This is a genomic window from Nocardia vinacea, assembly GCF_035920345.1.
Lineage (GTDB): Bacteria > Actinomycetota > Actinomycetes > Mycobacteriales > Mycobacteriaceae > Nocardia > Nocardia vinacea_A.
Genome location: NZ_CP109149.1, coordinates 8,825,772 through 8,841,236 on the forward strand (window position 1 = coordinate 8,825,772; position 15,465 = coordinate 8,841,236).

The window sequence follows — 15,465 nt, forward strand, 5'->3', positions numbered from 1 at the left end:
TATTTCGCAGCCGTCCAGTTCCTGGCCTCCGAGTTTGCCTCGTTCATCACCGACCACGTTGCTCCGTCGAATGTGAAGTCGGTCGATTCAGAAGCGGTACTGCGGCATCTCGCCTCGAACGGTGACCCACTGCGACTCGGTGAAGGCTTCGAGGTTGGCTGACTGGCCGCCAAGGCGGGAACCGTTGCCGGAAGCACCGACACCACCGAACGGGATCGTGGGCTCGTCATTTACGGTCTGGTCGTTGATGTGGACAAGTCCGCTGGGAATGCGCTCGGCCAAGGTCATGGCCCTGGCTACATCGCGGGACAGGATCCCCAACGATAGCCCGTACCCGGTGTCGGAAGCCAAAGATGCGGCCTGGTCGAGGTCGTCGAAAGACACCACCGGGGCGACCGGGCCGAAGATCTCCTCTCCATAGGCGCGCGCGGTGAGTGGCACATCCGCCAGCACCGTGGGACGGTAGAACAGTCCGTCGTAGGTGCCGCCTGCAGCCAGGTGAGCACCCGCGTCGAGGCTGTCCGTGACCATCTGGTGGATGCGATCGCGCTGCCCTGCGTCGATAACCGGGCCGATGGCTACGTTCTCGCGGGCGGGGTCTCCGACGGGCAGCGCTCGGGCATGTTCCGCCAGCCGAGCGACATAGTCGTGGACGATCGAACTGTGCACGAGGTGTCGGCTACTAGCCATACAGATCTGGCCCGCGTGATGGAAAGACCCGAAGGCTCCGGCTGATACAGCTTTCTCCAGATCCGCATCGTCCAAAACGATCAACGCGGAGTTGCCACCAAGCTCCAGATGAACTCGCTTGAAGCTCTGCGCCGCGGAAGTGGCGATCGCGCGTCCTGTCGCTGACGAGCCAGTAAACGCGATAACCGGTACCTGCGGGTGGTCCACGATAGCAGCGCCCACCTTTGGACCGCCTGGCAGCATGTGCAGCAGGCCCGGCGGAAGCCCAGCTTCCTGGAAGATGCGGGCCAACAGAACGCCACCACAAATCGCCGTGCGGAGGTCAGGTTTGAGCACTACCGCGTTGCCCAACGCCAGTGCAGGGGCGACAGCACGGATAGCGAGCGTAACCGGTGCGTTGAACGGCGAAATGACGCCGACGACTCCCACCGGTAGTCGTCGTGAGAAGGACAGTCGGTGCTGCTGGGAGCGGAGTAGCTGTCCATAGGGCGCGGCAGAGAGTGCCGCCGCTTCGTAGCATTCCCCGGTGCCATCGCTGCGGGTTTGGTGTGTGGCGAAGGCCCGGATCGCCCCAGACTCTCGAATGATCCAGTCTTCGATCTCCTTGTGGTGCTTCTCGAACAGCTCTCCGGCCCGCCGCAGCACGCAAGCGCGCTCGATGTACGGAAGCGCCGCCCAATCCTGTTGCGCCTGCGTCGCTTGTTCGACGGCTGCCTTCACGTCATCTGCTGTGGCTGAGCCGACCAGACCGAGCGACTTCCCTGTGGCCGGCTCGGTTGCCTGGTAGTGCTCGCCTGAGCCGACGAACCACTCGCCCGAGAATATCCGGCCTTCCCAGGTAGAAGGGTCCAAAAGAGTCATAATGTCCACGTTTCTAGTCATTACGGTCGGCTCATAGCTCCCAGCTCAGAACCGGCTGAGCGCGCCAGCTCGGCTTTGACCACCTGGCACCTACGCCGTGTTGGGGACAATCTGGTGAGCTTGATTGTATTGATTCCACTGGTGATGAACGGATCTCCCACCGGCAACTGAATCCCCCGGCTTTGGTACACAACGGTTTATCTGTCTCCAGACGGTTGCTGGGCCAGGTACGCATAGTAGTCCGCCCCTGGGCTAACTGGCTCGCATAACTTGCATACCTTGTTGATGCCCGATGGATCCGGGTGCAGCTCGCTGGATCTGCTCGTGCTGCTGCACCTCACCGGCAGTCGAACCTCCGCCAAAACTGTCCTCCTGCAACATCTCTCAGTGAGCGGGAGTTGAGGTAAAGTGCGGCAGGTCCATTATCTTGATCAGAGGGAGGGGGAGGACAGTCATGACAGGCAGTATGAATGTCGATCTGGATCGAATTCGTGTACTGGCTTCTCAATTCAGCGACCACGTTGAGACTCTGGACGGGCTCGGTGGACACGATTCGGCAGACCATCTCGCGACGGGGCTCTCCGACACGGGAGTCGGATCAGCTTGCGGTGCAGCCGCTGATGCGACTCAGTGCCTGTGAACAAACTGCTCATTTTCGGGTGCGAGCCAGTCGCCGGGACATGAGGATGATCATGGACCAGGTGACCATGGCTTCGTGGTGTTCGGGGAGACGTTCGTAGTCGCGGACGCATCGTCGGCGTCTGGTGATCCAGGCCAGGGTGCGTTCGACGACCCAACGTCGTGGTAGGACAACGAATCCCGTGGTGTCGTCGCTGCGTTTGACGATCTCGAGGGTGAGGGCGAGTTGCTGGCGGGCCCAGTCGACGAGTTTGCCGGAGTAGGCGCCATCGGCCCAGACCAAGGCCAGGGTGGTGAAGAGTTCCCGCAGCTGCTGCAGGGCCGGGGCGGGCGCCGTCGCGGTCTTGGACGCCCGCAGCGGTGACGTGCACGATGAGCAGTAGCCCGAGGGTGTCGACGACGATGTGGCGTTTGAACCGTCTGTGAGTGTTTGTGGTGGCCGGCCTGGGGTTGGCTGGCAGGGTGGTGCTGGTCCTTCGGGCCGGGCGTGACTCGTGAACCGTCTGACCCTCTTTTGGGGTGTCATTCCCGGGAGTTGTCCGTTCGGTCTGGAGGCCGGCATGGACCCGGCCCACCACGATGGCTTGATCAGAAGCCTGCCCGACCGAAATCGGTTGTGGCTCCTTACAGATTTGCCTCGTAGTGATCTGCACCCGGGCCGACGCCGGTCACGACGTCCGCTTATCGACAGGAGACATCGCATTGTCCATCGTGGCAGATCACTACCGATTCGTCGTCGGTGTCGACACCCACGCCGCCACACACAGTTACGCGATCATCGAATGCCCCTCGGGGCGAGTCACCGATGAATCAACGTTCCCGACCAACAGCACCGGGCTCGAACGCGCGATCGGATGGCTGGCCCGCCGCACCGACGGTGACGTGGACGGTGTCCTGATCGCGGCCGAGGGCACCGGTTCCTACGGGGCGATCCTGGCCGAGGATCGCGCGAATCCGGGCCACTGGGAAGGTGACCTCATCATCGGCACCGACCGCTCCGCGATCGGCACCCTTGTCGATCGGTCCACCCGGTTCACCGTGCTTGTCCACCTGCCGCGCGAGCACGGATGGAGGAAGTCGGCGCCGGTCAAGAACGGCCCTGCTCTCAGCGGGTACGGGGCGGAATCGATGAACAACGCTCTGTCGGTGGCGTTGAAAAAACTCCCGGCCCAGATGCTGAAGTCCCTGACCTGGGACCGGGGAAAGGAGATGTCGGCACACGCGGCGTTGACATCGAGCACCGGTGTCCCGGTCTTCTTCGCCGACCCGCACAGCCCTTGGCAGCGCGGAACCAACGAGAACACGTATTGGTGAATAGTGGCTGCTGCCGGGCAGTTTCGACGGGAGCTGCTCGGCGGGGTGTCGGGTGACTCTGAGAATACGTGCCACGTAATGGCTTTCCGTTGATGTGTCCACGACGCCCACCAGGGCGGGAGCCCTGGCCGAGAGTGACTTGATAGAAGCCTGCTGAGCCGTCAACTCGCAATAGGTCTGTCCCTCGACCGAGGCCCTCGCGCGTCCCGTCGTCGCAAAGGGAAGAGAGGACAACCTCGATGGTGACAGTAGGCATCGACCCGCACAAGCATGTTCACATCGCAGTGGCGGTCGACGCCGCAGGGCGGCAGGTCGGCAAACCGCTGACAATGAAGAACGATGCGACGCTGATGACGGTGGTGCTCAAGTGGATCCGCTCGATCACCCAAAGCGAGGCAGGTACTACGGTGGGCTATCGAAGACGCCCGCGGTCATGCTCGCCGTTTGGCCGATGGGCTGCTGATGGCCGGCTACGACGTCGTGTGGGTGCCGGCTCGGCTCACAGCCGGGCACCGGAAGCTTGCACGCCGCCACCGGCTCCAAATCCGACACCATCGACGCCGTCGCCGTCGCCCATGCCGCGATCGCCAACCCGGACCTGGCCCGTCATCGTATCGACGACCAGGTACGCCAACTGCGGATGCTGGTCGATCATCGAGGCGATGTCATCAAGCGCCGAACCATGCTGATCAATCAGCTCAAAGCGCAACTGCACCTGTGGTGCAATCACACCCCCGGCGACCTGAGTCGGACCAGGACCGTCTCCTCGTCCACGGCCATCGTGCAGGCGGCGCGACTGGACACTCACGTCCGTCTGGTACTCGACGACATGCTCGCCGAGCTCACCGGACTCAACCGCCGTGTCCATGACCTCGATTCCACCATCAAACAGCTCGTCACCCCACTGGCACCCACACTGATGAAAATCACTGGCATCAGCCATAACTCGGCGGCTGTTCTGATCGCCGAGATCGGCGACATCACCCGGTTCCCCACCTCGGCCAAGCTCGCCCGCTACACCGGCGCTGCACCGATCCCGGTCTTCTCCGCCGACAAACAACGACGCCGCCTCCATCGAGGCGGAAATCGCAGGCTCAACAGCGTTCTCTACACCGCCGCCATCGTCCAGAAACGATTCAATCCCGCCGCCGGTGAACTGCTACAACGCCACGAACCAACCAAAGGCCCCAAAGGCGCCCGGCGAATTCTGCAACGCCACCTCGTCGACGTCATTCACCGCGCCATGCTCATCAACCAAGCCACATGGCCACACCACATCACCCGGCACACCACGGCGGCTTGACATAGAAGCATCAATGGGCTTCTTCGACAGTACTTCCCGAAAGGAACAGACCTATCACGTTGGACCGTAAAGGATCTCGCTGCAGTCGCGTACACCCTCAATACACGACCGCGGAAGGCACTCGGATGGCGCACTCCGGTCGAAGCGGTGGAGCATCACCTACAATCGCTCCAGCAGAGAAATGTTGCGACGACCAGTTGAATCCGCCTTGCGACCCGGCGTCGCTGTGGTGGATCAGTCCGGGCTCGATCGGGTGCCCGTAGTGGTCGCGCCGCCACACGGCCATGTTGAGTGCCTTGGACGCCAGCGAGGTCGTTTTCGTGGCGGCCGTAGTCCAACCGACGATCGCCCGGGAGTAGGCATCGAACACGAACGCCACATACGCCCATCCGGCCCAGGTCGACACATAGGTGAAATCGGCGACCCACACCAGATTCGGTGCGGCGGCGGTGAAGTCGCGATTGAGCATGTCACCGGCCCGCACGCCGTCCTTGGCCGGAATCGTGGTCCGCAGCTTGCGGCCTCTCACCACCCCGTTCATGCCCAATTCGCCCCGCCGAGGACCGGATGCGGCGATTCGTCGCCGACGCATCCCACGAACTACGCACGCCACTGACAACCCTGCGTGGATACTCGGCCCTGTACTGGTCCGACGGGCCCGTCGATACGGACGGGGTTCAAGACGCGATGCGCCGAATCAACGACGAGGCCCGTCGAATGGCGGGCATCGTGGAGGCATTGCTGGACCTGAACGATCTGGACGAGCACGGCATTGCAGATCGTGAGCTGGTCGACGTCGTGCCCCTGGTCGCTGCCGTCGTCGACGATCTGCATGTCATCCGGCCCGAGCGTTGCATTCGTGTCGAAATGCCATCATCCATTTGCGCCGCAGCGGTTTCGGATCGGGTGGTCCAAGCGGTGCTGTCGTTGGCTACGAACGCGCTGCGGCACACTCCCAGCGATGCCACGATAACCATCCGCGTTATCGGAATCGGCGATTCGGTTCGGATCTCGGTCGATGACACCGGGCCGGGCATCGCGCGCCCGAGCATCTTCCGCACCTGTTCGACAGGTTCTATCGAGCCGACAGTGGCCGTGCGCGCAGTCGGGGCGGCAATGGTCTGGGCGATCATGCACGCGCACAACGGCTCTTTGGCGTCGACGCCCGGTCGGGTCGCGGTAGCAGCTTCTGGATCGAGTTCCCTCGAAGTAACCACGGGAATCGGTGGTGTCGCTCATCGTGGTCGTTCGACGCGCACCAGACCTGACTGAAGCGCGATGCGATCATCATTCGCCTACTCGGTGACCGTGTCGAAAGTCTGCTGCACGATACGCATGGCGGAAAGTGCGGCGGGGGCACCGCAATATCCGGCGGTGTGGATGATCGCCTCGACGATCTCTTCGCGCGTGAGGCCATTGGCGAGTGCGCCACGCACATGGCCGGCGAGCTCCTCGTGCGCTCGCAGCGCAGTCAGCATCCCGAGATTGAGCAGACTGCGGCTGCGTCGGTCCAGGCCGGGGCGAGTCCATACCGCACCCCAGACGTGTTCGGTGACGAACCGCTGCAGTTCGGCCGACTCGGTTCCTTCGGTACGTGCCAGCGCCAGGTCGACGAACGAATCGCCCATCACCTCCCGGCGGACCGACATGCCCGCCTCCCACGAAACGGATTCGTGCTGGGGGCTATCGGGAAACGAGACTGCTACCTCCTGGTGGCGTAGGTACAGTCCTCAGCCGAGGACTGTACCGATGGTCAGTGGTGTTCCGGTGGCGCGGCGCACCTGCTCGACGCTCACACCGGGCGCGGTCTCGCGCAGGATCACCTGGTCGTCGGCGATATCGAGGACAGCGAGGTCGGTGATGACCCGCTGCACAACGGCCTGGCCGGTGAGCGGCAGGGTGCACGTATCGACGATCTTGGGTGAGCCGTCGCGGGTGGTGTGCTCCATCAGCACGATCACCCGGCGGGCTCCGTGGACGAGGTCCATCGCGCCGCCCATGCCTTTGACCATCGCGCCGGGCACCATCCAGTTCGCCAGATCACCGTGACGCGAGACCTGCATCCCGCCCAGTACCGCGGTGTCGATGTGTCCGCCCCTGATCATGCCGAACGAGAGCGCCGAGTCGAAGAACGAGGCACCGGGTTCGACCGTCACCGTCTCTTTGCCCGCGTTGATCAGGTCGGGGTCGACCTCGTCGTCCTGCGGGTAGGGGCCGGTGCCGAGGATGCCGTTCTCGCTGTGCAGGACCACCGCTACGTCATCGGGTAGGTGGTTCGGGATCAGGGTGGGCAGGCCGATGCCGAGGTTGACGTACTCCCCGGGCGAGAGTTCCTGTGCCGCGCGGGCGGCCATTTCTGTGCGGGTCCAGCTCATCGGCTGGCCTCCTGTCGAACGGTCCGCTTCTCGATGCGTTTGTCCTGGGCGCCGGTGTGCACGATGCGCTGGACGAACACCCCTGGCAGATGAACGTGTGCTGGGTCGAGTTCACCGGCCGGGACGAGCCGTTCGACCTGGGCGATGGTGATCCGCCCGGCCATCGCGACCAGTGGGTTGAAGTTCAGGGCCGACTTCTCGAAGACCAGGTTTCCCTCGGTGTCGCCGACGGCGGCGTGAACGAGGGCGAAATCGGCGACGATGCTTTCTTCGAGGACGTAGCGGCGGTGTCCGAACTCCCGGACTTCCTTCGGTGGTGAGGCCAGCGCCACCGACCCGTCCGGTGTGTAACGCCAGGGGAGGCCGCCGTCGCTGATCGGGGTCCCGACGCCAGCTGGGGTGTAGAAGGCGGGTATGCCCGCGCCGCCGGCGCGAAGTCGCTCGGCGAGGGTTCCCTGCGGGATCAGTTCCACCTCGAGTTCACCGCCGAGGTACTGGCGCGCGAACTCCTTGTTCTCACCCACATACGAGGCGGTCACCCGTGTGATCCGCCCGGCCGACAACAAGATCCCCAACCCGTAGTCGTCGACGCCGCAGTTGTTGGAGAACACTTCGAAGTCGGTGGCCCCGCCCTCGGTGATCGCCGCGATCAGCGCATCCGGGACACCGCACAACCCGAACCCGCCGACTGCCAACGTCGCCCCCGAGCCGATATCGGCTACGGCGGCGACTGCCGTATCCACCACTTTCGAGTTCATCCGTGACTTACCTTTCGTGTGACCGTTCATTCATTGGACGCCTGCTTCCGTCGTGCTCACAGAACACTCCAGCGGCTCATACTGGCAAGATAGACAAGATAGATATGAATGAGAAGTGAAATTGCTCGGCACGTGGACAGGTTGGGGCTATGTCGTCCATTGAGTGGACGTAGGATGCGGGCGTGAGTGGAGAGTTGAATCCATCTGTGCTCGGGCGTGCGGCGTCGCTGCTGCGTGCGGTCGCCGCCGGCGGTGATGTGGGAGTGTCGACCAGTGATCTGGCACGTCGGACCGATCTCGCCAGGCCTACCGCGCATCGGTTGCTCTCTTCGTTGGCCGAGGAGGGTTTTCTCGACCGCGACGCGGGCTCTGGTCTGTGGTTTCTCGGACCGGAACTGTTCCTCATGGGTTCGCTCGCGGCCGAGCGCTACGACATCACCGATGTAGCTCGCCCTGTACTGCGCGAGCTCGCCCGCGAGACCGGGGAGAGTGCGTTCCTGTCCGCCCGGCGTGGCGACGAGACGGTGTGCCTGGCGGGCGAGGAAGGCAGCTTTCCGCTGCGCTCGCACGTGCTGCACGTCGGCATCCGCTTCCCACTCGGTGTCGCCTCAGCGGGCCTGGCGATCCTCGCCCACCTACCCGACCGCGACATCGAGGACTATCTCGGCCGCACTGACCTGAGTGCGCAATGGGGTGCGAGTCATACCCGTGACGAGCTCGTGCCGCGTATGGACGCGACCCGAGAAACCGGCTGGTGCGTGAATCCGGGCCTGCTTGTCGAGGGAAGCTGGGGGATGGCGGCGGCGGTGTTCGACCGCTGCGACGAGCCGCGGTGGGCCTTGAGCCTGACCGGGGTCGAGAGCCGATTCCGGGCCGAGCGTCACGATGTGCTGGGTACGCTGTTGCTCCGCCACGCCCACGAACTCTCCCTGGCGCTGTCCCGCCGCGGCCCGTAGGGGAGTGGCTGGAAGCGCCCGCTAGAAACTCCACACTTTTAGCCGGAATCAGTGCGAACTCGCCGGACGATCGCCCTGTCCTCGACTGTGCTTCATCACTACCGGAACTGGCGACCGGCAAGCTAGCATCGACGCTTTCTACGCCGCGTTCTCCGAATCTGGTGTGGAGACAACTCATCTGAGCTTGTTCGATAAGCCGAACGTCGCCGACATGTCTGCGCATCTACTCAGCCAGGATGTGATCTGGGTTGATCGCGGCAGTGTCGTGAATGTGCTGGCTGTGTGGCTACGGTGGTGGTGACCATGCCGTCTGTCGGCGCGGTGATCGGGCGCCGCGCGGGCCGGATCCGGCTGCTACCCGCGGTCCTGCTCGCTCTGACCACCGTGCTCCGGGTGGTGGCCGGCCGCTGGTCTTCGTCTCGAAACCAAGGAATCGAGACATGAGCACGATTGGTCAGCCATCGCTGGAATCATCTGGGGTGGCGTGAATTTCACCGACTTCGATCCGATCCGCCGAACTCGTCGTATCTGACTGCCGCGAACCGGGATACATCCTATGCCGCGATCAGGGTGGTGAATCGGCCGCCGTACGAGGTCATCGTGGAGGTATGGGTACCTCGACCGATATCGACGTCGCCTTCGCCGGTGACGATCTCGTGCTGCGGCTGGCCTGCGCGCCATACCTCGCCCGCTACACCGGGAACTCCCGCATCCACTGCACCTCGGACCTGCGTCTGTATTTCCGATGGTGTACCGAGCACCAGCTCACGCCACTGGCCATGATGCGGCCGGAGGTGGAACGGTATGTGCGGTGGATGCAGGAGACGCGCCGGTTCAGACCCTCCACCGTCGCTCGCCGCACTGCCGTGCTCAGTGGGTTCTACCGCACGTGTGTCATCGACGGCGTCCTGGAGCACTCGCCCGCGGAGTATGTGCGCCGGCCGCGGGTATCGAATGAGTCTCCGACGCTGAGGCTTTCGCATCTGCAGTTAGAGGGGCTGCTCGCGGTGGCTCGGGATTCGGCCCACGCCAGCGATTTCGCGTTGGTGACGATGCTGGGGTTGCTGGGGTTGCGGATCTTCGAAGCCTGCGGATCCGATATCGACGATCTCGGGGAAGAACACGGGCATCGAGTCCTGCGAGTTGTCGGCAAGGGCGCCAAGGTCGTTCTGGTGCCGCTGCCGCCGGCAGTGGGTCGGGCGATCGACCGATCGTGCGGTGACCGGGTGGGCGGCCCCATTCTGCTGAACACGCGCGGCCGACGCATGGACCGTCATTGCGCAACCCGCCGCCTACGGATGTTGGCACACGCCACCGGGATGCGTTTACCGCGGATGCATCCGCACATGCTGCGGCACACATTCGTGACCACCATGCTCGACGCGGGAGTCGGCTTGCGTGATGTTCAGATCGCCGCACGCCATGCCGACCCGCGCACGACCATGCGCTACGACCGAGCCCGAACGAACCTCGACCGGCACCCGAACTACATCCTCTGCGCTTACATGGCCTCGGGCACATGACATCTCAACCGCGCACTACTTTGCCGATTACGGGATGCTCACTGATCGAGGTGTCATTGCACCTCGCCGACGCGAGAAACGATTGCCACGTCGGGTTAGAGACGCAGGCTACTCCGGGACAAGGAACGAGTCGGGCGGCGCATCGTGGCGCGGACGTCCCAGAGCCCAAGTTCGGCTATTTCGGCGTCCAGGCCAGGGTCCGGACCAGGGATGCGGTTGTCGTACACGGTAGTCAGGATCTGGCCTGTCGCGGCGTCGTAGAGCATACCGAAGCCGCGGGCGACTTGGAGCTGGTGTTTCTTCGCTTGCAGGTATCGGAGCAGCTCGCCGCGCGCGGCTTCCAACGACGTGGGGGCAACCAGATTCATCCAGACCAGCAGGAAGCTGTCGGCGAGTGTGGACCCGCCAGGGATAGCGATCCGGTGCGACTTACCGTCACGGACGGTCTCCTCCGCGAGTTTGGTGGCGATCGTGCCGAATCGATGCTGGGTGGCGGTGTCGCCGCTAAGGATCGTGGTGGATATCGCAAGCCAGCCCGGTTCGCGGCGGGAACCGAGTTCGTCGACGAGGGTAAGCGCGGCGGGGTCGGCGCGAAGGTGAGGTTTTTCGCTCGTGCTTCCAGAAGCGGAGTGCTGGCCAGCCTGATACCAGGCGTCGACCTGCCCGGTACGACCCTCAAGGAATTCGACCGTCTTGCGCTGCTGTCGGTACCGTCGCTGTTGCTCTCGGGAAGGGACTCCCAAAGTGGGTAGTTCCCTGCGGGTTCGGCCAGGGTCGGGTTCGGCGTACAGCTGTGCGTCGAGGAAGTGCACGAAATAGTCGAGCTCGTCGGCGGCTCGAAGCCGTTTGGTCAGTTCGACCTCGGTACGGCGTCGAACGTACAGCAACAACTCGGAGGGACGCTCGATCAGCTCACTGATGACCCGCAAGTCATAAACGGAAACCACCCATGGCAGGTTCTCGTCGGTCAGTAGACCGGCGTCGATGAGTTCGTGTGTAATTGTCGCGATCCCCGACAAGTCGTCCAGAGTCACTGCCACCGTGTGAACCTCACGGATGTAGCTCAGATCGAGCCAGGTTCCGTCAACCAAGCGCAGGCCACCGTCCGTGAGGATGCGCTCGCGCATCCGATGGCCCTGCTCGGCGGCGTCGGTGACCATGCGCCGTAGATCGTGCCAGAGCGGGCCGGACCTACCGGTGCGGGAGGGTGCGCGCATTGCCACAGCCTTGGCTTCGACGACGCAAGCCACGTCGTCGAGAATGAGCAATCCGTCGCCTTCGACCTTCTTGGTGAAGTCCTGAGGGTTCTGCTCGGCATCGTTTTCGGGGACGAGATAGTCGAATCCGCTATGTACCGTGTAGCCGGGCAGATGCGCTGCGAGCAATTGGAGGCAGGATGCTTCGAGGTATTCACCGCGGTGTTTCTGGTAGGCGTTCCACGCCGCGTTATCAGACTTGAGCTCGGCCTCTACCCGTTCACGGATGGCATGGATGAACAGTGCGTCGTGAGCGAGAGCGTAGGAGCCGTCTTCTGCCCGCAGAAGCGGTCGCATGCGCAGCGGAGACCCGCCGCGGAAGAATTCCAGGGCCACATGTGCAGGCGGATCGGTCGGTAAGGAAACGGTGAAAAGATCAAGCACCGTTTGCACCGTCTCGATCGCGAGACCAGACTGCGCCGCGACGGTTACGGCGGAGGTAAGTGGGTAGGCGCTGCGGTCTTCGGCCAGTGTGTGCAGGTGGGAGTCGATGTCGAGAGCCTGGTCTACATCGGCGGCTTCGGCTACTTCATTGGCCAGGGCGGTCCAGGTATGGACCCGGTCTGTCCAGACCTGGCGGTAGATATCGCCGATGGCGGCGTGAACAGCCCGGATCTGAGACGCAGTCACACCGAGCACACGCTGGCAATGGCTTTCTACGACCGGTTCATCGAACAATGCGGTCAGAGAGTCGTCGACCATGTGGGGGTAGGCCAAATTTCGGACGAACACCTCGCGCAGCACCGAGCCGAAACTCAGCCGGCGCGCCGAGGACGTGTCACGAGTGGTGGTGACCAGCATCAGCACGGCACCGGCGCTGATCAACTCATCCACTGCGGCAACGATGGCTTCGATGCCCTCGGCGTAATCGACAGGGACGCCAAACTCGGGTTGCTCTGGTGAATCCTGCTGGTTATGGACCAACAAAATGAGCGTAACCAGTTCCATTGCGGCCGCGCTCCCGAGGCCAGCTGGCTCTTCAGTGGCCTCGCTCTGCTCGAATCGGAAGCGCAGTAGTGCCACAAGCTCGAAAATGTCGTAGGGCGCAGCCAGTTCGAGCAGCCGCAGCGCGGTGGCAGTGACTGCTTGTTCCGCTGATTCCACGCTGCCCAGTGGATCGTCAATGACAGCCCCCGGGCTCTGTGCGCCTTGATGGGGTTTGGCGGCAGAACGCCGGCTGCGGCGCTTGCGTTTTTCGCCTCTCTTGCTGGACACCGGCCCACGGTACGCCGCGAAGCGCCACGCCCGCAGTGACAAGTCAGTCGCCGCAGAAGGGATGTCAAGACCTATGGAGAGAACTGCCGAAACCTGTGGTTCGGCCTGTTTCAGGCGACCTCCGTTCGGATGGTGTCGGTGGGGTCGGCTGAGGACGCGCCGTGATTTCGCGAGGTCGTTCGATGAGCTCTCGATTGCCGCACGCTGGTAGGCGGAGACAACATCGACCTTTCCCAACACCGGGTTCGAGACCGGTTGAGCCGAAACAAACTTCGAACCCGATCACACCTCACGACAGGCAAGCGACCTTGCGGAACCGGGTGAGGACGAAGTCCGGTATGCCGCAATCCGCACGGTCCGATTGACCGCCCGGACCGACCGCAAATCTGCGCACCGGAATCGATCCGGGCTGTCCGTCTGTGGCCAGTTTTGGAACACCGGTTACCGGTTTACCCCGATACCGGTTTGGGCGCGAACTTGCTCGACACCGCAAACGTTCATACCTAGGCTCAGCAGGTGCCTGATCGGTTTGGCGTGCCCGACAACATGTTTGGCCCGATGCCTGAAGACTTCTATTCAGCGGTCGGCCGCGTCGTGTTGATTGCCGCACTGCTCGAGGTCAAGCTCGTTGACTTGCTCAATACCCTAGATCGTGTCCCGCAGACGACACACGCTAGGCAAGCATGGCGCAGAACTCGTCAAGTCCGCGCTGAAGTCCCTTGAGTCCACCAACCCCGCGCTCCGCGACCAGGGCAAGACTGTGCTGGTAGAAGCACGCGACGCGAGGTGTTGTTCGGAATCGGTGACGGTCTCCTCGGGATCGTCGTCCAACTCGTCGGGGATCCATCCGGCTTCGCCGGAGAGCACGTCGATCTTGCCGCCATAGCTACCAGGGTCGGCGGTGTTGTGCAGACTTGAGAACGCGCCATCCTCGACCAAATGGCTTGCGACTGTGGACTTTCCAAGTCAAAACCACAGCGCAACGGTTCTATCTACGGCACAGCTTCATCGAGGCCGAGCGGACCGACGGCATGCACAACGAAGAACGCGAGCCGGACATCCGCCCGATATGGCAGCCGCCACGCTGATCCACAAACCTTGACGACATCTCGGGCTCCGGTAGTTGCGGCAGCAAACAACCTGGAGTTCGGATGGGTCGAACGCGGCCGGGAGCTGACCAACCGTTTGCTTGCTGCCGGGCTGGCAACTGTGCCGTCAGGGATGGATCGAAGCATTTTGGGGCGCCGCGCCTGATAGTCGTCGATAATTGTTCGTATGAAGATCCTCACGGAGGTCGCGCTGGAGAGCAGATGATCGACGAGAGTGGCGCCCTGGAGAGCTTGGATTCGGCCCGGGCGCGGCTTCGGACTATCCAGGGTCACTGGGCCGACTTGATCCTTGCGCGAACGCCCGGGGGTCGGATCGGCATGCGAGATGACGTCTCCGAGTATCGAATCGCGCGGAAGGTTCAACGTGATCTCGTGCGTCGGGCAATATATAATGCCGACGAAGTGCGCGTCGGCCCATTCGTGTACGACCGCAGCGTAGAACATTCGCGGTGGGACCGGACGTTACAGATAATCGAGCGGGTAAACCCTGGTCCGTTCGAGGATGGCGGATTGTTCCACGCTCTGGCGCGGCAGGCGGCGACGATCGAGATGTTTCTACTACAGGAAGTTGGACAGAAAATATCGAGCGAATTCGATCGGATTTTGCTCGGAACGACCGCGGAAATGACGAGTCAGGCGCACACCACGCGTTCGAAGAGCGGGCGAGAATCCATCATATTGCTATCGGCCGGCTTAATCGATCTGACCTATCAGGTATCGAAAGCCGTTGCGCATTCATGGGTGCCCGCAAAACCGAGCCGCCGCGGCTGGTTGGTCGGCCTCAAGATGGGAATCGACGAAGTTCGAAATAAACTCTCGACCGATGATGCACCGGTCGATCTCGTCTACGGTACAATTCGAAATTGGTTGCTTGAGGGTCGTGCACGGCCTGCTGACTCTAAATTGGCGCCTGCGTATTTCGGGCCGACTGTGAGTGCACTCCTGAACTACGCCGAGAGGTTCATAGTCGGTCACGAGTACACGCATGCGCTGATCGATAACTTCGGTGTTTCGCTTCCATGGGTGGATGGCCGGTTCGAGGTGGCGTCCGACGCAGACCGACACCTCCGCGCCGACGCTGTCTCGGCTGTATTGGTGGCGGAAAGCGCCCGCGCATTCGATCGTTTTCCGCGAGAGATTGCGCTCCAAGGCGCAATCCTAGCTTTGAGAGTACAAGATATCGCCGATAGAGCGATCGACCTTTCCTCTGGAGGCGACGGTGAGCCGACATGGACATCGACAACACATCCGCCGATCGACGTGAGAATGGAGAGCCTTCGAGAAGTATATAACTCCTGGATCCGACAACCTGATGATTCCGTGAACGCTGTGCGCGCCTTGGAACCGGTGATCTATACCGTGGATCTACTATGGGAGCAGATACGCGAGCGACTTTGCACAGAAGTTTCCGCTGGCCACGTGCTTCACTGGAGCTGGTATGACAAGGGATGACTTTCTTAGAAGGG

General features: G+C 62.7%; 13 protein-coding genes and 4 pseudogenes. 10 read left to right on the forward strand and 7 right to left on the reverse strand.

Features of this window, described 5'->3' with window-relative positions:
• Window positions 1–87: 87 nt before the first annotated feature.
• A complete protein-coding gene (locus OIE68_RS39895) occupies window positions 88–1,572 on the reverse strand; it encodes a benzaldehyde dehydrogenase (protein ID WP_327096069.1) in 1,485 nt (494 codons plus the stop codon).
• 628 nt (window positions 1,573–2,200) lie between these two features.
• Window positions 2,201–2,473, reverse strand: a complete 273-nt coding sequence (locus OIE68_RS39900) for a transposase (protein ID WP_327096070.1) — start codon at window positions 2,471–2,473, stop codon at window positions 2,201–2,203.
• 656 nt (window positions 2,474–3,129) lie between these two features.
• Here OIE68_RS39900 and OIE68_RS39905 point away from each other — a divergent pair.
• The 4 genes and pseudogenes from OIE68_RS39905 to OIE68_RS39920 form a co-directional block, all read left to right on the forward strand.
• A pseudogene (locus OIE68_RS39905) lies at window positions 3,130–3,495 on the forward strand (IS30 family transposase); the annotation flags it as partial.
• A 529-nt stretch (window positions 3,496–4,024) separates the two neighbouring features.
• Window positions 4,025–4,159 (forward strand): annotated as a pseudogene (locus OIE68_RS39910) (IS110 family transposase); the annotation flags it as partial.
• A gap of 174 nt (window positions 4,160–4,333) precedes the next feature.
• A complete protein-coding gene (locus OIE68_RS39915; protein WP_327101984.1) occupies window positions 4,334–4,807 on the forward strand; it encodes an IS110 family transposase in 474 nt (157 codons plus the stop codon).
• Window positions 4,808–5,008 (forward strand): annotated as a pseudogene (locus OIE68_RS39920) (IS30 family transposase); the annotation flags it as partial.
• A 19-nt stretch (window positions 5,009–5,027) separates the two neighbouring features.
• On the opposite strand, the pseudogene OIE68_RS39925 reads toward OIE68_RS39920, so the two are convergent.
• Window positions 5,028–5,399: pseudogene (locus OIE68_RS39925) on the reverse strand (DDE-type integrase/transposase/recombinase); the annotation flags it as partial.
• Here OIE68_RS39925 and OIE68_RS39930 point away from each other — a divergent pair.
• Complete coding sequence (locus OIE68_RS39930; RefSeq protein WP_327096071.1) at window positions 5,375–6,079, forward strand: sensor histidine kinase; 705 nt, start codon at window positions 5,375–5,377, stop codon at window positions 6,077–6,079. The pseudogene OIE68_RS39925 and the gene OIE68_RS39930 overlap by 25 nt on opposite strands.
• Before the next feature lie 23 nt (window positions 6,080–6,102).
• Here OIE68_RS39930 and OIE68_RS39935 read toward each other — a convergent pair whose 3' ends face one another.
• The 3 genes from OIE68_RS39935 to OIE68_RS39945 all read right to left on the reverse strand — a co-directional run bounded on the left by OIE68_RS39935 (window position 6,103) and on the right by OIE68_RS39945 (window position 7,940).
• Window positions 6,103–6,456, reverse strand: coding sequence for a carboxymuconolactone decarboxylase family protein (locus OIE68_RS39935; RefSeq protein ID WP_280250505.1), 354 nt, complete (start codon window positions 6,454–6,456; stop codon window positions 6,103–6,105).
• A gap of 81 nt (window positions 6,457–6,537) precedes the next feature.
• Window positions 6,538–7,182 (reverse strand): CoA transferase subunit B, encoded by a 645-nt coding sequence (locus tag OIE68_RS39940; protein ID WP_327096072.1) that lies wholly within the window; start codon window positions 7,180–7,182, stop codon window positions 6,538–6,540.
• Window positions 7,179–7,940 carry a CoA transferase subunit A gene (locus OIE68_RS39945; RefSeq protein WP_280250503.1) on the reverse strand — a complete coding sequence of 254 codons (762 nt, stop codon included), beginning with the start codon at window positions 7,938–7,940 and terminating at the stop codon, window positions 7,179–7,181. The genes OIE68_RS39940 and OIE68_RS39945 overlap by 4 nt, the downstream gene beginning before the upstream one ends.
• Window positions 7,941–8,122: 182 nt before the next feature.
• On the opposite strand from OIE68_RS39945, the gene OIE68_RS39950 reads away from it, so the two are divergent.
• From OIE68_RS39950 to OIE68_RS39965, 4 genes are all read left to right on the forward strand, one after another.
• Window positions 8,123–8,896: an IclR family transcriptional regulator gene (locus OIE68_RS39950; protein WP_327096073.1), complete on the forward strand. Its 774-nt coding sequence runs from the start codon at window positions 8,123–8,125 to the stop codon at window positions 8,894–8,896.
• Window positions 8,897–8,981: 85 nt separating this feature from the next.
• Window positions 8,982–9,197: a hypothetical protein gene (locus OIE68_RS39955; RefSeq protein WP_327101985.1), complete on the forward strand. Its 216-nt coding sequence runs from the start codon at window positions 8,982–8,984 to the stop codon at window positions 9,195–9,197.
• A complete protein-coding gene (locus OIE68_RS39960; RefSeq protein WP_327096074.1) occupies window positions 9,194–9,340 on the forward strand; it encodes a hypothetical protein in 147 nt (48 codons plus the stop codon). Before OIE68_RS39955 ends, OIE68_RS39960 begins: the two co-directional genes overlap by 4 nt.
• Before the next feature lie 164 nt (window positions 9,341–9,504).
• Window positions 9,505–10,419 (forward strand): tyrosine-type recombinase/integrase, encoded by a 915-nt coding sequence (locus tag OIE68_RS39965; protein WP_327096075.1) that lies wholly within the window; start codon window positions 9,505–9,507, stop codon window positions 10,417–10,419.
• 95 nt (window positions 10,420–10,514) lie between these two features.
• Here OIE68_RS39965 and OIE68_RS39970 read toward each other — a convergent pair whose 3' ends face one another.
• Window positions 10,515–12,890, reverse strand: coding sequence for a hypothetical protein (locus tag OIE68_RS39970; RefSeq protein ID WP_327096076.1), 2,376 nt, complete (start codon window positions 12,888–12,890; stop codon window positions 10,515–10,517).
• A 1,310-nt stretch (window positions 12,891–14,200) separates the two neighbouring features.
• Between OIE68_RS39970 and OIE68_RS39975 the strand changes: the two genes are divergently transcribed.
• Window positions 14,201–15,451, forward strand: a complete 1,251-nt coding sequence (locus OIE68_RS39975) for a hypothetical protein (protein ID WP_327096077.1) — start codon at window positions 14,201–14,203, stop codon at window positions 15,449–15,451.
• Window positions 15,452–15,465: the final 14 nt, after the last annotated feature.

Coding starts and splice junctions, on each gene's coding strand:
- OIE68_RS39940 (WP_327096072.1), bottom strand. CDS start 7,182: ATGAGCTGGACCCGCACAGAAATGGCCGCCCGCGCGGCACAGGAACTC.
- OIE68_RS39930 (WP_327096071.1), top strand. CDS start 5,375: ATGCGGCGATTCGTCGCCGACGCATCCCACGAACTACGCACGCCACTG.
- OIE68_RS39895 (WP_327096069.1), bottom strand. CDS start 1,572: ATGACTAGAAACGTGGACATTATGACTCTTTTGGACCCTTCTACCTGG.
- OIE68_RS39965 (WP_327096075.1), top strand. CDS start 9,505: ATGGGTACCTCGACCGATATCGACGTCGCCTTCGCCGGTGACGATCTC.
- OIE68_RS39935 (WP_280250505.1), bottom strand. CDS start 6,456: ATGTCGGTCCGCCGGGAGGTGATGGGCGATTCGTTCGTCGACCTGGCG.
- OIE68_RS39945 (WP_280250503.1), bottom strand. CDS start 7,940: ATGAACTCGAAAGTGGTGGATACGGCAGTCGCCGCCGTAGCCGATATC.
- OIE68_RS39915 (WP_327101984.1), top strand. CDS start 4,334: ATGCTCGCCGAGCTCACCGGACTCAACCGCCGTGTCCATGACCTCGAT.
- OIE68_RS39975 (WP_327096077.1), top strand. CDS start 14,201: ATGATCGACGAGAGTGGCGCCCTGGAGAGCTTGGATTCGGCCCGGGCG.